Genomic DNA, 23,078 nt, shown 5'->3' on the forward strand with positions numbered 1-23,078 from the left:
ATTTCCCTCCTGGTTTATTCTTCTTTTGTTGTATCATCGCCAACATAGTCAGGAACCTCAGCAGGTTTCATTCCATGTTTTCTCTTGATACGGTTCATAACAGCGATACACATTGCAAGTACAAAGAATGCACCAGGTGCAAGAATAAAAATACTTGCAGGTGTAAATCCGTAATTAGTAAAGTCAACAAGTGCTGAACTTCCTGTTGAGAGGATTGTTCCTGCACCGATAAGCTCTCTTATTGCACCAAGAATTGTAATTGCACAAGTAAATCCGAGACCCATGCCCAGTCCATCAAATGCAGACGGTATAGCCGGATTCTTTGAAGCATATGCTTCTGCACGTCCAAGAATAATACAGTTTACAACAATAAGAGGAATATAAATTCCGAGTGAATCGTAAAGTGATGGCAGATAACCCTGCATAAGGAACTGTACCACTGTAACGAATGAAGCAACAATAACAATAAACGCAGGCATACGGACACCATCCGGAATCACCTTACGAAGCAATGAAATCAACAGGTTTGACATAACAAGAACTACTGTTGAAGAAAGTCCCATACCGATACCATTGATTGCTGATGTAGTAACGGCAAGTGTCGGACACATACCAAGTGTCAGAACAAATGTAGGATTTTCCTTGATTAAACCGTTATAAATTCTCTCAACACATTTATTCAATTGAAGCACCTCCTACCGTCTTAACATTTTCTGACTTTAATTCTTTAAATACAGCAAGTGCTGTATTGATACCTTTTGTAACAGCCTTAGATGTAACTGTAGAACCGCCGATTGCATCAATCTTATCCTCTGATGAACTTCCTGTTCCATCTTTAACAACTGTAAACTTATCTACTGATGCACCGTTAAACTGTGCAAGGAATGCAGGGTCAGTCTTTGCCCTCATACCAAGTCCGGCTGTCTCACTGATTGAAAGAATTGATGTTCCCATATACTTTCCATCTGATGAAATACCTGTTGAAAACTTGATATCTCCGCCGTAACCGTCTCCGGCAACTACTGTTATAACAAATCCGACGATTTTTCCATTTTTAACACCGGCTACTACATCTGTAACCTCATCTTTTGAAAAATCTTCTTCTGTATCCTTTAATCCTGACACAAGTGCTGCAAGATTAGCTTCTGAATATTTTTCAGAATCAATTGCTTCAAAACTGTCAGCATCTGAGAGAACCTCTCTGTAAGCAGTCTGTTTTGCTTTTTCATTCTGCTCTGCTATAGGTCCTTTTGTAATATTGTAAACTGCACCAAGCACGATACCGGCAACAAGTGTTATAGCAAACAAAATACATGCGTCTTTAATAATCTTATTCATTTATTTTGCCTCCTTTACCGGTTTCTTCTTGCCAAATGACTTCGGTACTGTAACCTTTTCAATCAATGGCACTAAGAGGTTAGAGAAGATAATTGCATAAGAAACACCTTCTGCTGAACCACCAAACATTCTGAATATGAATGTAAGCAATCCGAGGATTACACCAAATACTATCTTGCCGTTTGGTGTGATAGGTGATGTTACATAATCAGTTGCCATGAAAAATGCACCGAGCATAAGACCACCGCCACAAAGTTCTTTAAGCATATATTCTGCATCGAACTGATGTCCAGGTGCAAAAAGGAAAATAAGAACTGCAAATGTTAAAATATATGATGCAGGAATTCTTAATGAGATAACTTTTCTCACAAGAAGATAAATTGCACCGATAAGCAGACAGACAACTGATGTCTCACCAATAACACCGGCATGCTTTCCGATAAACATTGTAAGAAGACTTGTTGCCGTTCCCGGCTCTGCACCCGGCTTTAATACTGCAAGAGGTGTAGCACCTGAAAATGTATCTGTGACAAAATTTGTCATCGGACCTGTAAATGCAATAAGAAGGAAACATCTTGCTGCAAGTGCAGGGTTCATGAAATTCTGTCCAAGACCACCAAATAACTGTTTTACAATAATAATAGCAAATACACATCCAACGATTTCATAACCGACATTAAGTGTTGATGGAATGTTAAGTGCAATTAAAAGGCCTGTTACAGCCGCACTTAAATCTGAAACCGTAATTTTTTTATGCATAAAATACTCATATAAAGCTTCGCTGGCCACACATGCCGCAATACCAACAATAATGCGGATAAGTGCACCAAGCCCGAAATTATAAATACCAAATATACTAGCAGGTGTCAGTGCTATGAGAACATCTCTCATAATTGTCTGTGTTGTATCCTTGCTTCGTACATGAGGATTCGCTGATACGTTAAATACTTCGCTCACTTTTATCCTCCTCCTACTTCTTTCTTCTGTTAGCCATAATAGTTCTTCTCATGGCTTTAATCTGCTGCGTAAGCGGTCTCTTAGCCGGACAGACATAAGAACAGCTTCCGCACTCAACACATTCCATACCGTCAAACTTGGTGAATCCAGTCTCATCATTTCTTGATGCAAAACCCGCAAGCTTTGACGGAAGAAGATGGCTTGGGCATCCTTCACCGCATCTGCCACATCTGATACATGCAGATGATGAAATATGTGATACAATATCCTTTTGCATAACAAGAAGTGAAGAACTTCCCTTTACAACAGGAACATCAAGACTATACATGGCAAATCCCATCATAGGGCCACCAGAAATAAACTTCTCAGGCTCACCGTTAAGACCACCGGCAGCATCAACAAGCTGTCTGTAATTCATACCAAGCCATACATAAAAGTTGCCAGGATTCTTAACACCATCACCTGTTACAGTAACAATTCTCTTAGTAAGAGGCTTACCTTCAATTACGGCCATATAAATTGAATAAATTGTATCAACATTATGTACAATACAACCTGCATCAGCCGGAAGCATTGATGAATTAATGCTTCTTCCTGTTGTTGCATAGATAAGACATCTCTCACCGCCCTGAGGATACTTTGTCTTTAAGACCTTTACTTCAATATTCGGCTCATTAGCTGTCTTTTCCTGCATAATCTTAATAGCATCAGGCTTATTATCTTCAATACCGATAATACCTTTTGCATGATCAAATAAAGCAAGAGCGACTTTAAGACCCATTACTACTTTATCTGACTCTTCAATAAGTCTTCTGTAATCAGATGTAAGATAAGGTTCACATTCCGCACCATTTACAATGATGTAATCAATCTCGTCCGGGTTCTTTGGTGTGAGTTTGACATTGGTAGGGAAACCTGCACCGCCCATTCCGACAACGCCTGCCGCCTTAATTCTCTCTCTTATCTCGTCCCTTGAAAGCTCTGCAAGTGTCTTTGGCACATACTCAACTTCCTTATACTCGCCATCATTCTCAATCACAATGGAATTGCACTTACCACCTGTTGCAAGAGTTCTTGGCTCAATAGCCTTAACTGTTCCTGATACAGATGAATGAATGTTAGCAGAGACAAAACCTCCTGCCTCAGCAATAAGCTGACCGGCAAGCACATAATCGCCTTTTGCTACAACCGGAACTGCCGGTGCACCAATATGCTGTGAAAGGGGATATACCATATCACCTTCAGGGAATAATTCTTTTATCGGCTTATCTTTTGATAACTCTTTGCCGTCAAAAGGATGTACTCCGCCTTTAAATGTACATTTACCCATGACATACTACTCCTTATAAATTTTTTATCTAAACAATATTTTATCTCAATAAACAACAAAAATCTACTTTTTTTTGTGTATACATTAGTGTATAATAGACAAAAACTGATATTATTTTAACATTTATATAAAATTTGTATGACAATTTTTTCACAAGTGACTAATTTGCACCTGTATACAAATAATTTATCTTATCCGGAGTCTGACTATGCAAATAATAACAAACACATTAGACACATATACTTATCACGAACTGGCAGATATTTTACATTCGTATAACAATACTGCCGCCGTATCTGACTTTTTATTTTTTGATATAGAAACGACAGGATTTTCTGCCAGAAATTCCATGTGTTATCTCATAGGCTGTGTAAGCCTAAATAATGAAAATTTTATTATAAAACAATTCTTTGCAGACAATCCTTCTGATTGTGATGACGAAAAAAAGATGCTCACTGAATTCATGCATTTTGCTTCCGGCTTTAAATATATAGTACACTTTAACGGTGATGTATTTGATATTCCCTATCTGAAAGAACGTATGTATATTAACGGAATGCCAGAACATCAATTTCCGGAAAGCATCGACCTTTTCAAAAAATCAAAATCTTTAAGCCCGTTGTTTAAATTAGAAAATTACAAACAAAAAACAATTGAACATTTTCTTGGCATAAACCGCAGCGATAAATCTGACGGCGGTGAACTTATCAATGTATATAAGCAGTATCTGACCGGAAAAACACTTGGAAAAAATGTTACTTCTGAATATAATATGCTTCTTTTACACAACCACGATGACGTTTGCAATCTGCCTTTTATATGCCATGTTCTTTCATATAATCAGATATGGAATGAAGAGACTTACAAATCAACTTCATTTTCAATAACAGATGGATATGCTTTTAATAATAATCCCGTAAAAGAAATAACTTTCAGCATTACACTTCCATGCTGTGTGCCTAAAGACGTATCTTATGGAAATGATTTATTTTACATAAAATTAAGCAAAAATCTGCTGAAACTGCGTACCAAAATACACGAATGCGAATTAAAATATTTTTACACCGATTATAAAAACTACTACTATCTGCCGGATGAAGACTATGCAATCCATAAAAGCATTTCTGCTTTCGTTGATAAAAGCCGCCGAATACCGGCAAAGGCATCAACATGTTATTCAAAAAAGAAAGGCTCATTTATAGCACAGCCCGCAGATATTGTTACTCCGTCATTCAAAAATGATAACAAAGACAACATAAGTTATTTTGAAGCATCTGACAGTTTTTTTAACTCCCCACAAAAAATAAATAATTATGTATACAAAACAATAACGTCACTGTTATGAACCACATAACAGTGACGTTATTAAACTTAAATCTCTTTGCTCTTTCTGTAAAAGAAAATCTTGTCATATTCATATCCCAGATCACGATAATTAATAATCTGTTCTGTATTACCAACAAAAAGGCATCCATCAACTTTAAGAGCTTTATTAAATTTCTTATAAATCTCCTGCTTTGCATCTTCTGTAAAATAAATCATCACATTACGGCATACAATAAGATTACATCCTGATGGATATGGGTCTTTTAAAAGATTGGCTTTTTTGAATTCAACACATTTTTTAATTTCATCACTTATTTTGAAATACTTTTCACCCATTTTTTCAAAATATTTATTCTTATATTCATCAGGAAGACCTTTCAGGCTTGATGCAGCATATACACCGTCTCTTGCTTTTTCAAGAACCTGATCATCAATATCTGTAGCTATAATATGTATCTTATTCAAAGGCATCTTTTTTGCAAGAACCATTGCAAGAGAATATGGTTCATCACCTGTAGAACATGCTGCACTCCAAATTTTCAAATTAGAGCCAAACTTCTTAATCAGATCAGGCAGTATTACATCTTCCAATGTCTTCCATAATGCCGGATTACGATAAAACTCAGACACATTAATCGTAAGATAATTGACAAACTGATCCATCAGTTCTTTGTTTGTCTTTATAGCTTTACTATAGCTGTCATATCCGTCATACTTATTTCTTTCAATAAGAGAGTCAATTCTTCTTTTCATCTGTCTCTCTTTATATGCATTCAGGTCAATACCTGTATTTTGCAGTACAAATTTCTTAAAATCCTCATAATCCTTAATCATAAATCCTCATTTCCGTGATTAAATCACATGCCATACTTATTATTCGTTTATATTTTAACATATCCCACCGTAAAAATCTCTATATATAATTATTTTTCTGTTATTTTTTGATACTTTCTGTTAAACTTTTACTTATATATTATAATTAATATTTATGAAGTTATTTTCAGATTGGAGAAAATATGGATGAAGAAACTCTTTTAAGACGTAAAATTCTTGATACAGCCAACAAATCGTATAATCAGAATATATATACTTATACAGGATTCTTAGGATTAAGCGAACTTGCAATATATAATTCAATGAAAAAAGAACTTCAATTTGCTTATCCTTCTACTTTTGGTGGAAGCGAATCAAGTGAAAGGCAGATTATACGATTCGGAAGTCCTGAAATTTTTGGATACGATGACAGTTTTCCAATTTCAGTATTTAAAATTTCACCGCTTACACCAAAATTTGCCCAGGAACTTGAACACCGTGATTATCTTGGTGCAATTATGAATCTTGGCATTGAAAGAAGCCTCATTGGTGATATTCTGATAAAAGAAAAAGATGCTTATGTATATTGCATGAATCATATAGCTGAATTTATAACTGATAATCTCACAACAGTAAAACATAACCATGTACGTGCCACTGTCTGTGATGAAATTCCCGACATTATACGCCCTGTACTCACTGAGTTTGAAGTGATTGCGGCATCAGCCAGAATTGATGCAGTTGTTGCAAGCATTACTAAATTATCAAGAAGTTCTGCACTTGAATTTTTTTCAGCTAAAAAGGTATTTCTTAACGGAATGAATATTGAAAATAACAGTGCACAATTAAAACCAGGTGATATTCTCGTTATAAGAGGTTTTGGGAAATTTATTTTTGACGGCTGTGGCAATGAAACAAGAAAAGGACGCGTTTATGTCCATATGAGACGCTATTGAAACACTACTAAAACATCACATCTACATAAAAGGCAGGACATAATGTCCTGCCTTAATTTTATGAATATTAAGCTTATTAATTATTCAGCATCATCTGTTGAATATTCTGTTGGTTCTTCATCTGCCTGAAGAGCCTTCATGCTAAGGCTTATCTTCTTCTCAGCTTCATTGATATCAACAACCTTAGCTTCAATTTCCTGACCAATTGCAAGAACATCTGAAGGCTTGTTGATATGTTCTCTTGAAATCTGTGATACATGAAGTAATGCATCAACACCATCCTCAAGCTGTACAAACGCACCAAAATCTGTCATTCTTGCTACAGTTCCTTTTACAACTGTGCCAACAGCATACTTTGTAGCTGCATCATTCCATGGATTCTGGTCTGGATACTTAACACTAAGTGCAATCTTATTACCATTAATCTCTTTGATAAAGCACTTAACTGAATCTCCAACTTTGTAAATCTTCTTAGGGTTAGCTGTTCTTCCCCATGACATCTCAGAGATGTGAAGAAGACCATCAACTCCGCCTAAATCAATGAATGCACCAAAATCTGTTACATTCTTAACTGTTCCTTCGATTGTATCACCTTCGTGAATCTTTTCAAGAAGTTCCTTCTGAGCCTTTTCCTTAGCTTCTACGATTAACTTCTTGCAGTCACCGATAATTCTTCTCTTCTTAGGATTATATTCTGTGATAACAAATGATACTTCCTTATCTTTATATACAGATAAATCTTTAACAAATGTATCTGAAACAAGACTTGCCGGTATAAATACTCTTGCCTCATCAACAACTACACCAAGACCACCGTTCATAACCTGGCTTACTGTTGCTGTGATTACTGTCTGATTCTCAAATGCTTCTTCAAGCTTCTTGCTTCCCTGTTCAGCTACAAGACCTTTTCTTGAAAGGATAACCTGACCTTCGCCATCGTTAACCTTGCGGACTTTTGCCTGCATCTCGTCGCCTACTTTAACAACATCTCTTAAATCTACGTTTGGGTCTGATGAATATTCATTACGTGTAATAATACCATCAGCCTTGTATCCAATGTTAAGAATAATCTGATCTTCCTTAACATCAATAACAGTGCCGTCAACGATCTCTCCTGTATGTATTTGCTTAATTGATTCCTCTAACATCTCTGCAAAACTTTCTGACATTAGTGCAAACCTCCTCGATAATATTGTTTGGGGTCGATGCCCCTGCTGTAATACCTATGCACTCTGCTCTGCCCAAACTTTCTAAGTCAAGGTCGTTTATCGTCTGAATGTAAAATGTATCGTAACATTCTTTCTTACAGATTTCATACAGTTTTCGCGTATTGGAACTGCTGCTCCCGCCGATTACTATCATAGCATCGACCCGCTTTGCAATTTCTCTTGCCTCTGTCTGTCGTTCCTCAGTTGCATTACAAATTGTATTACGAATGATTATATTGTAACCCTTTTTAGATATAATTTCAACTAATTCTTGAAATTTATTGTAATTAAATGTCGTTTGTGATACAATGCACACCCGCCTCTGGGAATCAAGTACCAGATTTTGTGCTTTTTCTGATGTATCAATCACATATGTATCAGAAAGTGACCATCCCATAATTCCCTCAACTTCCGGATGATTCTCATTTCCTATTATAACAATCTGGCTTCCATTAGCACTTTCTTCCTTTACAATCTTATGTATTTTAAGGACAAACGGACATGTTGCATCAACAATATTTACATTTTTTTCATGTAATGAATCATACACATCTTTGGAAACACCATGTGAACGGATTATAACCGTTGAATCATCATTTATCTCGTCAGCCGAATTAATAACATGCACACCTTTATTTTCAAGATCTTTTACAACTTCTTCATTGTGTATTATCGGTCCATATGTAAATACATTTTTTCCACCACACTGATTGTATACAGTATCAACTGCTCTCTGTACGCCAAAACAAAATCCAGCTGATTTTGCAACTATTACTTCTTTCATATCGCCTCACCTGTTATTTACGCTCATTTATAATATTTTCAATGCACTCTACCACCTGCTCAATATTCATATCTGATGTATCTACTAAAACCGCATCATCAGCCTGTTTCAAAGGCGATATTTCCCTGTGCATATCCTGATAATCACGCTGTTCAATATCTTTTTTTATGATATCATAATCACATTTTTCACCTTTCTGTGCAAGCTCATCATATCTTCTTTTTGCTCTCGCATCTACACTTGCAGTAAGGTAAATTTTGCAAAACGCATCCGGAAGCACAGTTGTTCCAATATCTCTTCCATCCATTATAACATCTGTCTTTTTTGCAAGTTCTCTTTGCAATTCAACAAGCTTTCTTCTCACAGCAGCATATTTTGATGTTTTTGAAGCCATGCTTCCAATCTCTTCTGTTCTTAACATGCCGGTAACATTATCACCGTTTAAAATCACCTGCTGCACTCCGTCCATATACTCAATTGTTATATTAACACCTGTGACAGCTGCATTTATCTCTCTTTCATCATCAGGATTAACATTATTCTGTACAAAATAAACTGCCATTGCACGATACATTGCACCCGTATCAACATATATATATCCCATTTTCTTTGCAAGAAGCTTTGCAATTGTACTTTTTCCGGCTCCTGCCGGTCCGTCTATAGCTACTGAATAACTCATATTTTCCTCCATAAATCAATTATTTCCCGCGGCATACCCAGTTGACCATGCAACCTGAAGATTAAATCCTCCTGTAACTGCATCCACATCCAGCACTTCACCTGCAAAAAACACATTACTTACTATCTTTGACTCCATTGTTGACGGATTAATCTCTTTTACATTAACACCACCCTGTGTAATTATTGCCTCGTTAAATCCTCTGAGTCCTGTTAGTGTCATTCTGAAATCTTTCAATGTATCAACAAGTTTTTTCCGCTCCTCTTTTGTTATCTCATTAACCTTTTTGTCTTCTGAAATTCTCGTAAGCATTATCACAACCGGAATTATTTTTTTCGGAAGAAGCTTATCAAGTGAATTTTTAAATGATTTATTTTTATTTTCTTCAAAATCACGTAAAACTCTCTCGTCAAGCTGTTCATAGGTCAGTGCCGGTTTTAAATCAATAGAAAGTGTAAGATTTTTCTGTTTTATAATTCCGGCAGCGTAACTGCTGGCTGAAAGAATTGTCGGTCCACTCACACCGAAATGAGTAAAAAGCATCTCACCAAAATCTGAATACACTTCTTTTTCTCCATCAAGAATCCGTACATTCACATTTTTAAGACTCAGTCCTTGAAGTTCCCGCTCCCACTCTTCTTTTACATTAAACGGTACAAGAGCCGGAAGTATAGGCGTTACAGTATGTCCAAGTGATTTTGCAAATTTATATCCGTCGCCAGTTGAACCTGTGCTCTGATATGAATTGCCTCCTGTTGCTATTATCAGCTTATCACCTGTGATAACTTCTTTTTTCCCGATTTCATTTTCAACTGTAAGGCTTTCAAATTTTATTTTTCTTTTATCATTATTGTTATCATCATTTTCCTGCGATACAGAACTTGTATTTATATTTACAGCTTTTGTATTAAGTCTGATTTCAACACCTCTATTTTTCATCTCACGATTAAGTGCTGATATCACATCAGATGAATGGTCTGACGTTGGAAAAACTCTGTTTCCTCTTTCGACTTTAAAATCCAGCCCAAGTTCTCCAAAGAAACCCATCGCATCATAATTAGAGAATTTATTAAGTGAACTGTACATGAATTTTTTATTTGTCACAATGCTGTTCATAAGGTCATCTGAATCACCTGCATTAGTAAAATTGCATCTGCCTTTTCCGGTTATAAAAATCTTTTTTCCCAGTTTCTCGTTTTTTTCAACAAGAACAACTTTATTATTATTTCCGGCCGCTGTAATTGCTGCCATCATCCCGGCAGCACCTCCGCCTATAACTATAATTTTTTTCATTTTATTACTCCGAATTTATTTGTTATTTTCGTTTATAAACAAAAGAAACTGTCGTGCAGTAACTGGTTTTGAAAAATAATATCCCTGAACAAAGTTTATGCCAAGCTTTGCTATATTTTCAAAATGTTCTTTTGTCTCTATTCCTTCTGCCACGATCTCAAGATTCATTCCCTGTATCATGTGCATTACAGCATCCATTACGTATTTTGCCCTGCCATTTTCAAAATAAGCGTCAAGCATACCTTTGTCAAACTTAACAATATTGACAGGCATGTCAACTATGTAATTCAGGTTGGAATGTCCGGTGCCGAAATCATCAAGTGAAAACTTCACTCCATATTCCATCAATCTGTTCATATTGTCAAGCAGATTTGTCTTATCTTCCATCAATGCTGATTCTGTTATCTCAAGATTGATATTACACGGATTAATATTATATTTTTTCATAATATTTATATAATCATCGCTAAGTTTTTTATATGCACACTGAACCATAGAAAGATTAACTTCTATATATTTCATACCCATTTTTTCTAATGGATTGTCCTTTATGAACTGGCATACTTTTTCAAAAACTATCAGTCCAAGACGTATAATAAGTCCGCTTTTTTCAGCTGTCTCTATAAACATCCCCGGCAACATAAGACTTCCGTCACGCTGCCTTATTCTCACAAGAGCTTCTGCACATGTAAATCTTTTTTCTTTAACAGAGTAAATCGGCTGAAAAAACACTTCAACTCCATCCTGGTCCATTGCTTCTACAATCTGTCTTACTACATTACGCTGATTATACATATTTTCAATTATATCATTTGTAATTGAAATAAAATGCTGGTCAGAACGTCCCATGTAATCAGATTTTATATGTGCAATAAAATGAAGTATATCTTCCGCTCTTTTTATGCCTGATGCATTTCTTAAATATACTATAAACGGATGAAAAATTATATTTTTTCCGGGACCCCATCCTTCTTTAAATCTTTTATCAATAATTTTGCCACATTCTGCAGCATCGGATTTATTTTTATATACCATTATGAGCTCATCTTCATAATTTCTGAATACCATTACTTTATCTATGTCTGAAAGAAATCTGATAATCTCCGATTTTGCAGTATCTATGTATTCAAAGCTCACATTTCTGTTATACCATCTTTCAAATGAAGCAGAAACTATCGAAATATCTTTATTGCTGCTTAATGCATTATTTACATATATAAGGAATGCTTTCTGATTATATAAACCTGTCGCTCTGTCAATATTTAATTCGGGATTCTCAAATTTTATATATATTACCATAACGCCAAGTGCACTTGCAAATCCCACTATAAGTATATGGTTTCTCATAACTGCCTGTATAACTGCCGCAATGCACCAGAAGCCAATCCATATAAGAACAGATTCAAATCTTGCTGAACATATAGAAGTTCTCATGTCAAAAGCAGTATAAATTGTATTGATAAGTATTACAAAGACAGTTATATAAGTCATTATCACGCTATATCCTGAAGACCAAACCGCACCTGTATCTGCATTAATATTAAAATCAATCGGAAGAACACTTACAAGCAATACACACATTGTAATAATTGCATATCTTATGAATACGCCTTTTTTCCCGTCAACAGCAACATAATTCACATCAGATAATACATATATACGGCTCACAAATGCAAGAATAATTAAAGATATAAGATATGTTTTTGAAATAATCAACACCAAAAGCCCCGGACAGCTTTCTTTATAATAGATTGCTGCCACGGAGCTGATATCAAACACAAGGCTTATTAATGTTATTATTAATATTTCTAAAAATATTCTCTCACTTCTTGTTCCAAGTTTTTTCTGTCTCGAAAAAATTATCGCAAGAAACTGCACAATAATTATAGAACATACCTGTATGGAAATATGCATGCAATATACCTACCTCTTTTTACGTCTTTTACATACAGGCTGTGACAATATTTCGTGTATAATCATTGCATTTCTCAGATTATCATGACTTCTTAAAGATGGTATATATTCATTGTTTACAATCATTTTTATTCCGTGTGATTTTTTCTGTCCAATATCACAGTAACTATTCTCAATGTCAAGATTATGCTCATGTACCATCTGCTGCTTCTTAATGGTCTGTTCTGCATGTCTTGCCTGCTCACATCCATCTTTAATGTCATTATCCGTCTGACTGCTTCCATTACATGAAGGATTAACTATCTGTTTGTATTCCGAAGAAACACGTTTTGCCAGATTATTAACCTTCTTACTGCTGCTCATTATAACCGCCTTCAGTAATAGTCTGTGTACTGTCATCACCTGCTATACTATCTCTCATTTTAGTATCTGCTTTGAGATTTTGCAAGTCATAATAATCCATTATTCCCATTTTTCCTTCGCGAAGTGCATAAGCAAGTGCCTTTGGTACTTCTGCTTCTGCTTCAACAACATAAGCTCTCATTTCCTGCTCTTTTGCTACAGCCATAGCTCTTCTCTCTTCTGCCTTTGCCTGGGCGATATTCTTATCAGCCTCTGCCTGAAGACTCTGAAGATGGGCACCGATATTACGTCCGATATCAATATCTGCAATATCAATTGAAAGAATCTCAAATGCTGTTCCGGCATCAAGACCTTTTGCAAGAATAAGCTTTGAAATATCATCAGGATTTTCAAGAACGCTCTTATGTGAAACAGCAGAACCAACTGTAGTTACAATACCCTCGCCAATTCGTGCAATAATTGTTGATTCACCAGCACCACCGACAAGTCTTTCAAGATTTGTACGAACTGTAACTCTCGCTTTTACAAGAAGTTCGATACCATCTTTTGCAACTGCTGAAATATTCGGTGTTTCAATCACTTTAGGATTTACACTCATCTGAACAGCCTCTAAGACATTACGACCTGCAAGATCAATTGCTGCTGCTTTTTCAAATGACAAATCAATTCCTGCTCTTTCTGATGCAATAAGTGCATTAACAACTCCATCAACGTTACCACCAGCCAGGTAATGTGCCTCAAGCTGATTTACACTGAGTTTAAGTCCGGCTTTTGTTGCCTTTACAAGAGGAAGAATAATTCTTGACGGAACTACTCTTCTTAATCGCATACCAACAAGACTGAAAATTCCGACATGAACTCCTGCTGCCATCGCTGAAATCCAAAGTCCGATTGGAACAAAGCTGAAAAACATAATCAAAATAAATAAAACAACTGCTGCAATAACTATTAAACTTATCATAGTCTTATTTCGTACATGTATAAATGTACTTTCCCCTTTCATATTTTTTGCTTTATCAGATTTAAGTGTTATACACAGAAATCCATGTTATTCCTGAATAAACAGTTCCTTAAAATATGGAAGTTCTGTTACCCAGTCACAAAATGTATGCCATTCATCAAGCTTGTGATTCTTTCTTGAATAATACATGGCAACTGCATTTTCATAGCTGAACGTGCATGTTCTCATCTGATTATAACTCTCAGGAAGAAGCTGTATAATGCTGTACCAGAGAGTCTTATCCTTTGTATCATTATACTTGACACGCAGATTCTCAAGGAATTCAATATTTTTTTCCATAAATTCTATCGTTTCCTCATTCATGTGGTCAGTTGAGAAATCGCTCATCTCGAATGACTTACTGTGTATCTTATGCATTGTACTTGTTGAATTTGCCACTGTTCCGACTTTATATGTATCATATTCTTTCCACCAGTATAAAGGTGCAGTTATATCTACAGTTATAAATATCTGTCTGATAAACTTTCTGTGGTCAGAACCTGCTTTACACAGACGTTTTGCAAGATCCAAATCGTTAGGTCCAAATACAAATTTACCATCAACAATGCTACTGTCCATGCGTTCCCAGCTGTTCAGCGGATTTCTTGCTCCGCGTATGGCATTTTCAAAATTCATTACATTGCATCTTTCGAGCTTAATCATATCACTTTATTCTCCTCATTAAATACTTATTTGCTTAAATGTCTTTATTTCCCAATCAAATGACAATTTTAACGGCGGTGAACCGATTTTGAAAACAGCATGAACATCGGAAATATCTCAAGTCGTCCCGTGAGCATGGCAACTGAAAGTATAACCTGTGCCCAGTCGGCATAACATGAGAAATTTGACATTGGACCAACAAGATTAAGTCCCGGTCCTATATTATTAAAACACGATAAAACTGCTGTCAGATTTGTTGTAAAGTCAAGTCCGTTAAGTGATATGACCAGTGTAAACAGACAAATCAAAATAAAATACGATGCTACATAAACTCTCACCGCTATAAGTGTCTCTTTATCCATAGGCTTGCCATTTGTCCTCACTGCTGTAACAGAGCTCGGATTGATAATATGCCTTATTTCATTAAAAAAGCTCTTTACCATAACAATAACACGCGATACTTTGATTCCACCGCCCGTTGAACCTGAGCATGCACCGATTATCATCAGTAGAACAAGAAGATGCCTTGAAAACTCAGGCCATTTATCAAAGTCAACCGTTGCAAATCCCGTTGTTGTTATAATACTTGACACCTGGAAAAACGCCTGTCTCAAAGACACGGAAACTGCCGACAGGCTATGGCATATATTGATTGCTATTGCAATAACTGAAACTCCTACAATCCCAAAATACCATTGAATCTCTTCAATCTTTAACGCATCTGTAAATCTCTTTATAAGTATAAGATAATATGCATTAAAATTAACACCAAATAAAAGCATGAAAATCCCGAGTACAATCTCTATATATGCACTGTCATAACCTGCTATGCCTACAGATGATGTTGCAAATCCACCTGTTCCCGCAGTACCAAATGCTGTTGCAAAAGCATCAAACACATTCATGCCGCCAAATAACAATAAAACAATAAGTATTGCTGTCATAGCAGTATATATTCCATATAAAATTATTGATGTTTTTTTCATTCTGGGAACAAGTTTTCCGGCTACAGGTCCCGGAACCTCCGCTCTTATAAGATGCATTGAATTTTCATTTTCCATAGGCATTATCATAAGTACAAATACAAGAACGCCCATTCCGCCAACCCAGTGCGTAAAACTTCTCCAGAAAAGTACACCATGTGGCAGATATTCAGGATTTGAAAGAACAGATGCACCTGTAGTCGTAAAACCCGAAACTATCTCAAAAAGTGCAGACCAGTAAGACCTGAACTGTCCTGTAAGAAACAACGGAACAGCACCTATTATGCATATAATTATCCATGCAAGTGCAACTATACAGTATCCATCCCGGCTACCCATCTTACGTTCCGGTGCTTTTACACATGAAAGGATAAATCCTGCTATTGCCGCAAATGCAATTGTACCAACAAAATACATAGCGTCACCATCGCCATATATCAGTGAAACTATCAGAGACGGTACCATAAGCATCGCCTCTGTCATAAGAATTTTACCAAGAATTTTAAGAACTCTTCTTCTATTCATCGCCCTATACTCCTGCAAAAATGTCCTGTAATCTCAAAATACTCTTATTTACAGTACATACTAAAACTGAATCACCCTTTTCAATTACATCATCACCTCGAGGCACAATAAGCCTTCTGTTTCGTATTATAGAAGCAATAATATAGCCTTTTTTAACTTGTAATTCCTTTATCAGCTTGCCAAGATATGCCTCATCTGATGTGACTTTAAACTCAACAAACTCAAGTTTTCCATCCATAAGCCTGTAAAGTGAGGAAATAGCATCAAAATTTTCTGCCGCAAGAAGCGATCTTGAATAACCGATAATAATATCTGTAACAGCACTTTCTTTGGAAACGCTGCATATTTTTGTATTCATCTGAAGTTCTTTTAATGCTGAATGTGAATTCATCTTTGTTACAACTTTATATACATTGCGTTTTTCAGCAAGCATGCCCGCAATAAGATTATATTCATCATTATTTGTAAGCGTAACGAAAGCATCTGTATTTTTGATGTCTGCCTCAGACATACTCTCAAAATATTCCATTGCATCACTGCACATAACTGATACTCCCGGTACATTGCCTGCAAGTTCAGCTGCTTTGCTGTGAACTTTCTCAACAACAGTTACATTAACACCATCTTTTTCAAGCATCTTTGACAGATAAAATCCAATTCTGCTCGCTCCGGCAATAAGTACTGAACTGATACGTCTTACTTTTATATTCATTTTCTCAAGCGACTCATTTATCGCCTTAGGAGAACCTGTGATATAAAGCACATCGCCTTCTTTTACAATATCATCACCATTTGGTATAAATATATTCTTATCACGCACTATTGCACATATAAGAATATTCATCTTCATTTTCTGGTTTATCTCAAATAATGTCTTGCCAATTATTGCATTGCCATGTTCTATTTTCATCTCGGCAAGTTCACATCTGCCTTTGCCAAAAAGTTCAATCTTTGTAGCCTGTGGAAAATGCAGTAATCTTTCTATCTCCCTTGCAGCTGTAAAATCAGGATTTATTGTCATTGCCAGACCAAATTTTTCCATATAAAATTCTGACTGAACGGCATATTCTGCATTTCTTACTCTCGCAATCGTATTCTTGGCACCGAGCGAATGTGCTGTAAGACAGCTTAATATATTAAGTTCATCTGAACCTGTAACAGCAATAAATATATCAGCCTCTGCAGCACCTGCATCCTGCAATATCGTAAGCGATGCACCATTACCCTGATAGCAGATTACATCCATAGCGTTAGAAATCTTATTTATCAAATCAAGATTAGTATCTATTACTGTTACTTCACAGCCATTATCTGTAAGCTGGGCAGCTATCTCTGAACCTATCTTTCCTCCGCCAACAACACAGATTTTGACATTCTTTTTTTTCATGTCTTTTCATTCCTCCGTCATAAATTAAACAATTAAAGACTATGTATGCTATCTTATCACAGTGAATGTTTATTTACAAGTTCCCATGTCATGTAAACTAAACATAAAAATGGCAGCACCCGTTAATTTTACGGATGCTGCCGACAAATCAGTTTTTTATAAATTTTATTATTTATATATTATACAGGATATGCTTTATTTTCTGTGTCAGCTGCCTTAGGGTCTACCTTTGACTGCTGTGCTGCCCTGTATTTAAAGAACTCTGTTGCTACAGCAGGGAACAATGCATATGATAATACATCTTCATCCTGCTGCTTGTATTCCTGTACAACTGGGTCATTCTTGAATTTTTCAAGCTGTGGCTCAATTAAATCTGCCGGACGGCATGTAATAGGTGTTGCATCACCAATAGCTTTCTTCTGAACTTCAGGATTGAAAGGCTTGATTGTCTGACCAAATTCACCCATAAGAACCTTCTTAGATTCTTTTGTAATCATCTTGTAACGCTCGCCCTGTAATACATTAAGAACTGCCTGTGTACCAACAATCTGTGATGATGGTGTAACAAGAGGTGGTTCACCAAAGTCTTTACGCACTCTTGGAATTTCCTCGAGAACTGCCTGATACTTATCTTCTGCACCTGCTTCTTTAAGCTGTGATACAAGGTTAGAAAGCATACCACCAGGAACCTGATAAAGCAATGTCTTGATATTAACACCAAGAACTTTTGTATTCATAAGACCTGTCTTTAATGCTTCTTCTCTCATTGGCTGGAAATATGCAGCAATTTCAGCAAGAAGATTCTGGTCAAGACCTGTATCATAAGGAGTATCCTTAAATGCTTCAACCATAACTTCTGTAGCCGGCTGGCTTGTTCCCATTGCGAATGGAGACATAGCTGTATCAATTATATCAGCACCTGCCTCAACTGCCTTCATATATGTCATTGAAGCCACACCTGATGTGTAATGTGTATGCATCTGAATTGGAAGTGATGAACCATCCTTTAATGCCTGAACAAGCTCTGTTGCTTTCTTAGGAACTAAAAGACCAGCCATATCCTTGATACATATTGAATCTGCACCCATATCTTCGATTCTCTTTGCTGTCTCTTTCCAGTAATCAAGTGTATATGCATCACCCAATGTATAACACAAAGCAATCTGTGCATGTGCATTAGGATTTTCTTTCTTTACAAGCTTAACAGCCTCAACTGATGATTTAAGATTTCTTAAATCGTTAAAGCAATCGAAAATACGGATAATATCAATACCGTTTGCAATAGACTTCTGAACGAAATATTCAACTACATCATCTGCATAGTGATTATATCCAAGAATATTCTGACCTCTGAAAAGCATCTGTAACTTTGTATTTTTGAATCCATCTCTTAACTTACGAAGTCTTTCCCATGGATCCTCTTTAAGGAAACGAAGAGATGCATCAAATGTAGCACCGCCCCAGCACTCTACTGAATGATAACCAACCTTATCCATTTTATCTATGATTGGAAGCATCTGCTCTGTTGTCATTCTTGTGGCAATCAATGACTGATGTGCATCACGCAATACGGTTTCCGTTATTTTTAATGGTTTTTTAACCTGTTCTGCCATCTTTAAATCCTCCAAATTATTTCAAATATTAATTAAATTATAATTCCTTAATTTATGTATTTATTTACATAACACCAAACATAGCCATGAATGCACCGGCAGCTACAGCTGTACCGATAACACCCGCAACGTTAGGTCCCATCGCATGCATGAGAAGGAAGTTAGAAGGATCTGCTTCCTGTCCGACCTTCTGTGAAACTCTGGCTGCCATAGGAACGGCAGAAACACCTGCTGAACCGATAAGCGGATTAACTTTGCCATGTGAAACCTTGCACATAATCTTACCAAATAAAACACCTGCCGCTGTACCGAACGCAAATGCAATAAGTCCGAGTGCAACAATCTTTAAAGTATCAAGATTAAGGAATGCTTCAGCACTTGTTGTAGCACCAACTGATGTACCAAGAATAATAACTACGATATACATAAGTGCATTAGATGCTGTCTCTGTAAGCTGCTTAACAACTCCACTTTCCTTGAAGAGGTTACCAAGCATAAGCATACCAACAAGTGGTGCTGTAGTAGGAAGAATTAATACTACTACGATAGTAACAATAACCGGGAAAAGAATTTTCTCAAGTTTTGAAACCGGTCTTAACTGTTCCATCTTAACCTTTCTTTCTTTCTCAGTTGTAAGAAGCTTCATAATAGGTGGCTGGATAATAGGAACAAGTGACATATATGAATATGCCGCAACCGCAATAGGTCCCATATACTTAGTCTGTCCGAGCTTACCTGCAAGGAAAATTGATGTAGGACCATCGGCACCACCGATAATCGAAATTGCTGCTGCTGCTTTATCAGGGAATCCCATAAAAATAGCCATGATATAAGCGGCAAAAATACCAAACTGTGCAGCTGCACCCAAGAGGAAACTCTTAGGATTTGCAATAAGCGGACCAAAGTCTGTCATTGCACCAACGCCAAGGAAAATAAGCGATGGTAAAATACTCCACTCATCGAGGAGATAGAAATAATGTAACAAACCGCCTACGCCGTTGTTTGAATCTTCAATCGAAAGCATAATGTCCGGATAAAGATTAACAAGAAGCATACCAAAAGAAATTGGTACTAAAAGCAGAGGTTCGTATCCTTTCTTAATAGCCAAATATAAGAAAACCAAAGCAACAGCAACCATGAGATAATTACCCCATGTCAAACCAAAAAATGCTGACTGCTGTACGAGGTTTCCCAATGTTGTTATAATATAACTCATCTTTTAACCTCCAGTTTAAATGATTCCTCTAAATAATTAGTTCATTGAAACTAATACTTTTCCTGTTTCAACTGAATCACCAACTGAACACTCAACTGTAGCTACAGTTCCATCCTGTGGTGCACAGATTTCATTTTCCATCTTCATAGCTTCAAGAACAAGAAGTACATCACCCTTCTTTACAGAAGCACCTGCTGATGCATTAATCTTTAAAATCTTGCCCTGCATAGGTGCATTAACCTTTACGGCACCCTGAGCACCTGCTGGTGCTGCAGCCTTAGGTGCTGCCTTTGGAGCAGCTTTTGGTGCTGCCTTAGGTGCTGCTGAAGCTGTACCTGCAGCTCCTTCTTCAACTGTAACATCATAAACATTACCATTAACAGTAATTGTGTAATTCTTCATTGTACTTATCCTCCATAAATCGATAAATTATTCTAAAATCTTCTTTTAATTGAACGAACAACCAGACCATCAGAGGATGTTCCCTCAGAAGCTGCAATTGCCGCTGTTATAACTGCCACAAGCTCAAGATCATCTGTCTCATCGCTTTCTTCTTCAGCTGTAACTATCTGTGAAATAGCATTTTCTACACCGCCGGCAGGTTTTTCTTCTTTCTTTGCACCAATATTATTTACATATTTAAGTAATGAAATGATGAAAGAAATAAATATTAATACAATAAATACTGTACCCATACCTATAACTGTATTTAAAACTGCTTTTTCCATCTTCTCTCCGGTTGTATATACCGGATTGATGGCTGCACTTGAAAGATTGTAATCATCATCAAATACAATTTCATATGTACAGTTTCTCTTTTCATATTCTGTCTTAACTGTAACAGTTCCAAGAGTACTTGTCTCGTCGCTTATCTTTAACTCAACACTGTCAATAGACTTTAATCTGCCTAAATCGCTGCGGCTCTTAACCCAGCTGTTACAAAATTCAACTGTTGCAACATTCATACCTTCAGGATTAACAATATATAAATCATGGTTAATCTCATCTATGCTTATTGCATTCTCAGCGTTTGCCTTAACATCATCATCTGACGTTACATCAAAATACTTAATCATATCAACTGACCAGTTTTCAAGTTCAGTAGATACAGCTGCAAGCTTCTGTTCTTTCTTTGATTCCTTTGCAGAATCAGAAGAAATAGTCTCTGTACACGCTGTAAGTCCAAACACACACGCTAAAATGCAAAACAACAGTAAGAATTTCTTAAAATTAATCTTCTTCATATTGTCTCACCTCTATATCAGACCGTTCCATGCTTTTTATCAGGTCTATCCTCTCTCTTTGTATAAAGCATCTCAAACGCTGCAGCAACATATTTTCTTGTATCTTCAGGATTAATAATTGTATCAACATATCCTCTTGCTGCTGCTGATTCAACGCCTGACTGAAGTGCTGCATACTCAGCTGCTTTCTCTGATATAACTGACTGGACATCAGCTGACTTTGCAATATCATCAGCATACATAATCTTAGCTGCCTCATTAGCATCCATCATTCCAATGCTTGCATCAGGCCATGCGTATGTAACATCAGCACCGAGTGCCTTTGAATTCATTGTGACATAGGCACTGCCGTAAGCTTCTCCTGTTATAACATTAACCTTTGGAACATTTGCATTTGCAAAAGCATATGTAAGTTTAGCAACTGCCTTTGCAATACTCTTCTCACTTCTGACATCAGCTGCATATCCCTTAACATTAGTAAGTGAAAGTACAGGAATATCATAAGCATCACAGAAATTAATAAAATCTGCTGCTTTATATGCACCATCAACTGTAAGTACAGCATCGAAATCAGCTGACTTTTCTCCATTTTCATCAAAAAGAGCTGTTCTGTTAGCAACTGCACCGATTGTAGATCCATCTACCTGAATGAAACCAGTTACCATTTCCTTAGCGAACTCTGCTTTTACCTCAACAAAGAGATTGTCATCTGAAATATCAGAAAGTGCAAGTGCAGGATCTGCAATCTCAGCTGCCATATCAGCACATACTCTGTTCAAATCATCTTCACAGTCAGCAAATGCTTCTGTCTCATTATTAGCTGGTAAAATTGAAACAAGCTGACGGATTCCGTTAGCAATTGTCTCTTCATCACCTGTAAAATCTACAACGCCTGCCTCTGCCTGGAACTTTGCACTTGATGTATCAAGCTTTTCTGCATAATTGCCAGCAAGAGCATTAGGGCTGTTTACGAAAAGATGTCCTGTCTTTTCTTCCATAAATGTGAAATCAGAAAGTCCTGCAAGTACAGCAAGTCCACCACCACAATTACCATAAACGGCTGTTATCTGTGGAATAACTCCTGATGCATCCGACATCTTTCTATAAATCTTACCAAAAGCATCCAGTGCATCTGTAGCTTCCTGAAGTCTGATTCCGGCACAATCAATAAGACCAATTACTGGTGCTCCCATCTTTAATGCCATATCATAAATTCCTTCAATCTTCTTTGCATGCATTTCGCCAACTGTGCCGTTCATAACAGCAGCATCCTGACTGTACACATAAACAAGATTGCCGTTAATAACTCCATATCCGGTTATAACGCCGTCAGATGGAGCTGCATTTTTAGTAATGTTAAAATCTGTTGCTCTGGCTTTAACGCCGGCACCGATTTCAACAAAGCTGTTGTCATCCAGAATTGCATCAATTCTTGCTCTGGCTGACACCGGTGTAGTGTTACTCATCTTAAAAAACCTCCTGTTTG

22 protein-coding genes are annotated in these 23,078 nt (G+C 36.6%); 2 read left to right on the forward strand and 20 right to left on the reverse strand.

Annotation, left to right across the window (positions count from 1 at the left end; translation table 11 throughout):
* Positions 1-14: 14 nt before the first annotated feature.
* Genes rsxE through rsxC form a run of 4 tightly spaced genes read right to left on the reverse strand, consistent with a single transcriptional unit; the run spans position 15 to position 3,625 of the window.
* Positions 15-683 carry an electron transport complex subunit RsxE gene (rsxE, locus tag H8S01_RS02765; RefSeq protein ID WP_021865344.1) on the reverse strand — a complete coding sequence of 223 codons (669 nt, stop codon included), beginning with the start codon at positions 681-683 and terminating at the stop codon, positions 15-17.
* Positions 676-1,338, reverse strand: a complete 663-nt coding sequence (locus H8S01_RS02770; RefSeq protein ID WP_021865345.1) for an RnfABCDGE type electron transport complex subunit G — start codon at positions 1,336-1,338, stop codon at positions 676-678. Before H8S01_RS02770 ends, rsxE begins: the two co-directional genes overlap by 8 nt.
* Positions 1,339-2,295, reverse strand: a complete 957-nt coding sequence (locus H8S01_RS02775) for an RnfABCDGE type electron transport complex subunit D (RefSeq protein WP_021865346.1) — start codon at positions 2,293-2,295, stop codon at positions 1,339-1,341.
* Between the two features lie 13 nt (positions 2,296-2,308).
* The gene (rsxC, locus tag H8S01_RS02780) at positions 2,309-3,625 is read right to left on the reverse strand and encodes an electron transport complex subunit RsxC (protein ID WP_186836100.1); all 1,317 of its coding nucleotides are present in this window, start codon (positions 3,623-3,625) and stop codon (positions 2,309-2,311) included.
* Positions 3,626-3,833: 208 nt separating this feature from the next.
* On the opposite strand from rsxC, the gene H8S01_RS02785 reads away from it, so the two are divergent.
* The gene (locus H8S01_RS02785; RefSeq protein WP_186836101.1) at positions 3,834-4,970 is read left to right on the forward strand and encodes a ribonuclease H-like domain-containing protein; all 1,137 of its coding nucleotides are present in this window, start codon (positions 3,834-3,836) and stop codon (positions 4,968-4,970) included.
* A 26-nt stretch (positions 4,971-4,996) separates the two neighbouring features.
* Here the strand turns inward: H8S01_RS02785 and H8S01_RS02790 are convergent, their stop codons facing one another.
* Positions 4,997-5,785, reverse strand: a complete 789-nt coding sequence (locus H8S01_RS02790) for a CheR family methyltransferase (protein WP_021865349.1) — start codon at positions 5,783-5,785, stop codon at positions 4,997-4,999.
* 182 nt (positions 5,786-5,967) lie between these two features.
* Between H8S01_RS02790 and H8S01_RS02795 the strand changes: the two genes are divergently transcribed.
* A complete protein-coding gene (locus H8S01_RS02795; RefSeq protein ID WP_186836102.1) occupies positions 5,968-6,720 on the forward strand; it encodes a YlmH/Sll1252 family protein in 753 nt (250 codons plus the stop codon).
* 80 nt (positions 6,721-6,800) lie between these two features.
* On the opposite strand, the gene rpsA is transcribed toward H8S01_RS02795, so the two are convergent.
* From rpsA to H8S01_RS02870, 15 genes are all read right to left on the reverse strand, one after another.
* Positions 6,801-7,889 (reverse strand): 30S ribosomal protein S1, encoded by a 1,089-nt coding sequence (rpsA, locus tag H8S01_RS02800; protein WP_021865351.1) that lies wholly within the window; start codon positions 7,887-7,889, stop codon positions 6,801-6,803.
* Entirely contained in the window at positions 7,849-8,712 is an 864-nt protein-coding gene (gene ispH, locus H8S01_RS02805; RefSeq protein ID WP_021865352.1) for a 4-hydroxy-3-methylbut-2-enyl diphosphate reductase, read from the reverse strand. Before ispH ends, rpsA begins: the two co-directional genes overlap by 41 nt.
* 13 nt (positions 8,713-8,725) lie before the next feature.
* On the reverse strand, positions 8,726-9,391 hold the full coding sequence (gene cmk, locus H8S01_RS02810; RefSeq protein WP_021865353.1) for a (d)CMP kinase: 666 nt from the start codon (positions 9,389-9,391) through the stop codon (positions 8,726-8,728).
* 15 nt (positions 9,392-9,406) lie between these two features.
* Positions 9,407-10,684: an NAD(P)/FAD-dependent oxidoreductase gene (locus H8S01_RS02815; RefSeq protein ID WP_186836103.1), complete on the reverse strand. Its 1,278-nt coding sequence runs from the start codon at positions 10,682-10,684 to the stop codon at positions 9,407-9,409.
* Positions 10,685-10,699: 15 nt separating this feature from the next.
* A complete protein-coding gene (locus H8S01_RS02820) occupies positions 10,700-12,598 on the reverse strand; it encodes an EAL domain-containing protein (protein WP_186836104.1) in 1,899 nt (632 codons plus the stop codon).
* Positions 12,599-12,607: 9 nt separating this feature from the next.
* Positions 12,608-12,961 (reverse strand): hypothetical protein, encoded by a 354-nt coding sequence (locus H8S01_RS02825; protein WP_186836105.1) that lies wholly within the window; start codon positions 12,959-12,961, stop codon positions 12,608-12,610.
* Entirely contained in the window at positions 12,948-13,922 is a 975-nt protein-coding gene (gene floA / locus H8S01_RS02830; RefSeq protein ID WP_186836106.1) for a flotillin-like protein FloA, read from the reverse strand. The genes H8S01_RS02825 and floA overlap by 14 nt, the downstream gene beginning before the upstream one ends.
* A gap of 87 nt (positions 13,923-14,009) precedes the next feature.
* The gene (locus H8S01_RS02835) at positions 14,010-14,624 is read right to left on the reverse strand and encodes a hypothetical protein (RefSeq protein ID WP_186836107.1); all 615 of its coding nucleotides are present in this window, start codon (positions 14,622-14,624) and stop codon (positions 14,010-14,012) included.
* Positions 14,625-14,692: 68 nt separating this feature from the next.
* Entirely contained in the window at positions 14,693-16,132 is a 1,440-nt protein-coding gene (locus tag H8S01_RS02840; RefSeq protein ID WP_186836108.1) for a TrkH family potassium uptake protein, read from the reverse strand.
* Positions 16,133-16,136: 4 nt separating this feature from the next.
* Positions 16,137-17,519: a Trk system potassium transporter TrkA gene (gene trkA, locus H8S01_RS02845; RefSeq protein ID WP_186836109.1), complete on the reverse strand. Its 1,383-nt coding sequence runs from the start codon at positions 17,517-17,519 to the stop codon at positions 16,137-16,139.
* Between the two features lie 179 nt (positions 17,520-17,698).
* Positions 17,699-19,132 (reverse strand): oxaloacetate decarboxylase subunit alpha, encoded by a 1,434-nt coding sequence (locus H8S01_RS02850; protein ID WP_186836110.1) that lies wholly within the window; start codon positions 19,130-19,132, stop codon positions 17,699-17,701.
* A gap of 64 nt (positions 19,133-19,196) precedes the next feature.
* Positions 19,197-20,348: a sodium ion-translocating decarboxylase subunit beta gene (locus tag H8S01_RS02855; RefSeq protein WP_021865361.1), complete on the reverse strand. Its 1,152-nt coding sequence runs from the start codon at positions 20,346-20,348 to the stop codon at positions 19,197-19,199.
* Between the two features lie 36 nt (positions 20,349-20,384).
* Positions 20,385-20,750, reverse strand: a complete 366-nt coding sequence (locus H8S01_RS02860) for a biotin/lipoyl-containing protein (RefSeq protein WP_021865362.1) — start codon at positions 20,748-20,750, stop codon at positions 20,385-20,387.
* A 32-nt stretch (positions 20,751-20,782) separates the two neighbouring features.
* On the reverse strand, positions 20,783-21,592 hold the full coding sequence (locus H8S01_RS02865; RefSeq protein WP_186836111.1) for an OadG family protein: 810 nt from the start codon (positions 21,590-21,592) through the stop codon (positions 20,783-20,785).
* Positions 21,593-21,609: 17 nt separating this feature from the next.
* Positions 21,610-23,058: an acyl-CoA carboxylase subunit beta gene (locus H8S01_RS02870; RefSeq protein ID WP_186836112.1), complete on the reverse strand. Its 1,449-nt coding sequence runs from the start codon at positions 23,056-23,058 to the stop codon at positions 21,610-21,612.
* Positions 23,059-23,078 lie beyond the last annotated feature (20 nt).

It is taken from the genome of Lachnospira hominis (ex Liu et al. 2021), assembly GCF_014287955.1.
Taxonomy (GTDB): Bacteria; Bacillota; Clostridia; order Lachnospirales; family Lachnospiraceae; genus Lachnospira; species Lachnospira hominis.

What these genes read in the sequence shown, in the direction of transcription:
- H8S01_RS02770 (WP_021865345.1), bottom strand. Translation starts at nt 1,338, where the DNA reads ATGAATAAGATTATTAAAGACGCATGTATTTTGTTTGCTATAACACTT.
- rsxC (WP_186836100.1), bottom strand. Translation starts at nt 3,625, where the DNA reads ATGGGTAAATGTACATTTAAAGGCGGAGTACATCCTTTTGACGGCAAA.
- H8S01_RS02785 (WP_186836101.1), top strand. Translation starts at nt 3,834, where the DNA reads ATGCAAATAATAACAAACACATTAGACACATATACTTATCACGAACTG.
- H8S01_RS02790 (WP_021865349.1), bottom strand. Translation starts at nt 5,785, where the DNA reads ATGATTAAGGATTATGAGGATTTTAAGAAATTTGTACTGCAAAATACA.
- H8S01_RS02795 (WP_186836102.1), top strand. Translation starts at nt 5,968, where the DNA reads ATGGATGAAGAAACTCTTTTAAGACGTAAAATTCTTGATACAGCCAAC.
- rpsA (WP_021865351.1), bottom strand. Translation starts at nt 7,889, where the DNA reads ATGTCAGAAAGTTTTGCAGAGATGTTAGAGGAATCAATTAAGCAAATA.
- ispH (WP_021865352.1), bottom strand. Translation starts at nt 8,712, where the DNA reads ATGAAAGAAGTAATAGTTGCAAAATCAGCTGGATTTTGTTTTGGCGTA.
- cmk (WP_021865353.1), bottom strand. Translation starts at nt 9,391, where the DNA reads ATGAGTTATTCAGTAGCTATAGACGGACCGGCAGGAGCCGGAAAAAGT.
- H8S01_RS02815 (WP_186836103.1), bottom strand. Translation starts at nt 10,684, where the DNA reads ATGAAAAAAATTATAGTTATAGGCGGAGGTGCTGCCGGGATGATGGCA.
- H8S01_RS02820 (WP_186836104.1), bottom strand. Translation starts at nt 12,598, where the DNA reads ATGCATATTTCCATACAGGTATGTTCTATAATTATTGTGCAGTTTCTT.
- H8S01_RS02825 (WP_186836105.1), bottom strand. Translation starts at nt 12,961, where the DNA reads ATGAGCAGCAGTAAGAAGGTTAATAATCTGGCAAAACGTGTTTCTTCG.
- floA (WP_186836106.1), bottom strand. Translation starts at nt 13,922, where the DNA reads ATGATAAGTTTAATAGTTATTGCAGCAGTTGTTTTATTTATTTTGATT.
- H8S01_RS02835 (WP_186836107.1), bottom strand. Translation starts at nt 14,624, where the DNA reads ATGATTAAGCTCGAAAGATGCAATGTAATGAATTTTGAAAATGCCATA.
- H8S01_RS02840 (WP_186836108.1), bottom strand. Translation starts at nt 16,132, where the DNA reads ATGAATAGAAGAAGAGTTCTTAAAATTCTTGGTAAAATTCTTATGACA.
- trkA (WP_186836109.1), bottom strand. Translation starts at nt 17,519, where the DNA reads ATGAAAAAAAAGAATGTCAAAATCTGTGTTGTTGGCGGAGGAAAGATA.
- H8S01_RS02850 (WP_186836110.1), bottom strand. Translation starts at nt 19,132, where the DNA reads ATGGCAGAACAGGTTAAAAAACCATTAAAAATAACGGAAACCGTATTG.
- H8S01_RS02855 (WP_021865361.1), bottom strand. Translation starts at nt 20,348, where the DNA reads ATGAGTTATATTATAACAACATTGGGAAACCTCGTACAGCAGTCAGCA.
- H8S01_RS02860 (WP_021865362.1), bottom strand. Translation starts at nt 20,750, where the DNA reads ATGAAGAATTACACAATTACTGTTAATGGTAATGTTTATGATGTTACA.
- H8S01_RS02865 (WP_186836111.1), bottom strand. Translation starts at nt 21,592, where the DNA reads ATGAAGAAGATTAATTTTAAGAAATTCTTACTGTTGTTTTGCATTTTA.
- H8S01_RS02870 (WP_186836112.1), bottom strand. Translation starts at nt 23,058, where the DNA reads ATGAGTAACACTACACCGGTGTCAGCCAGAGCAAGAATTGATGCAATT.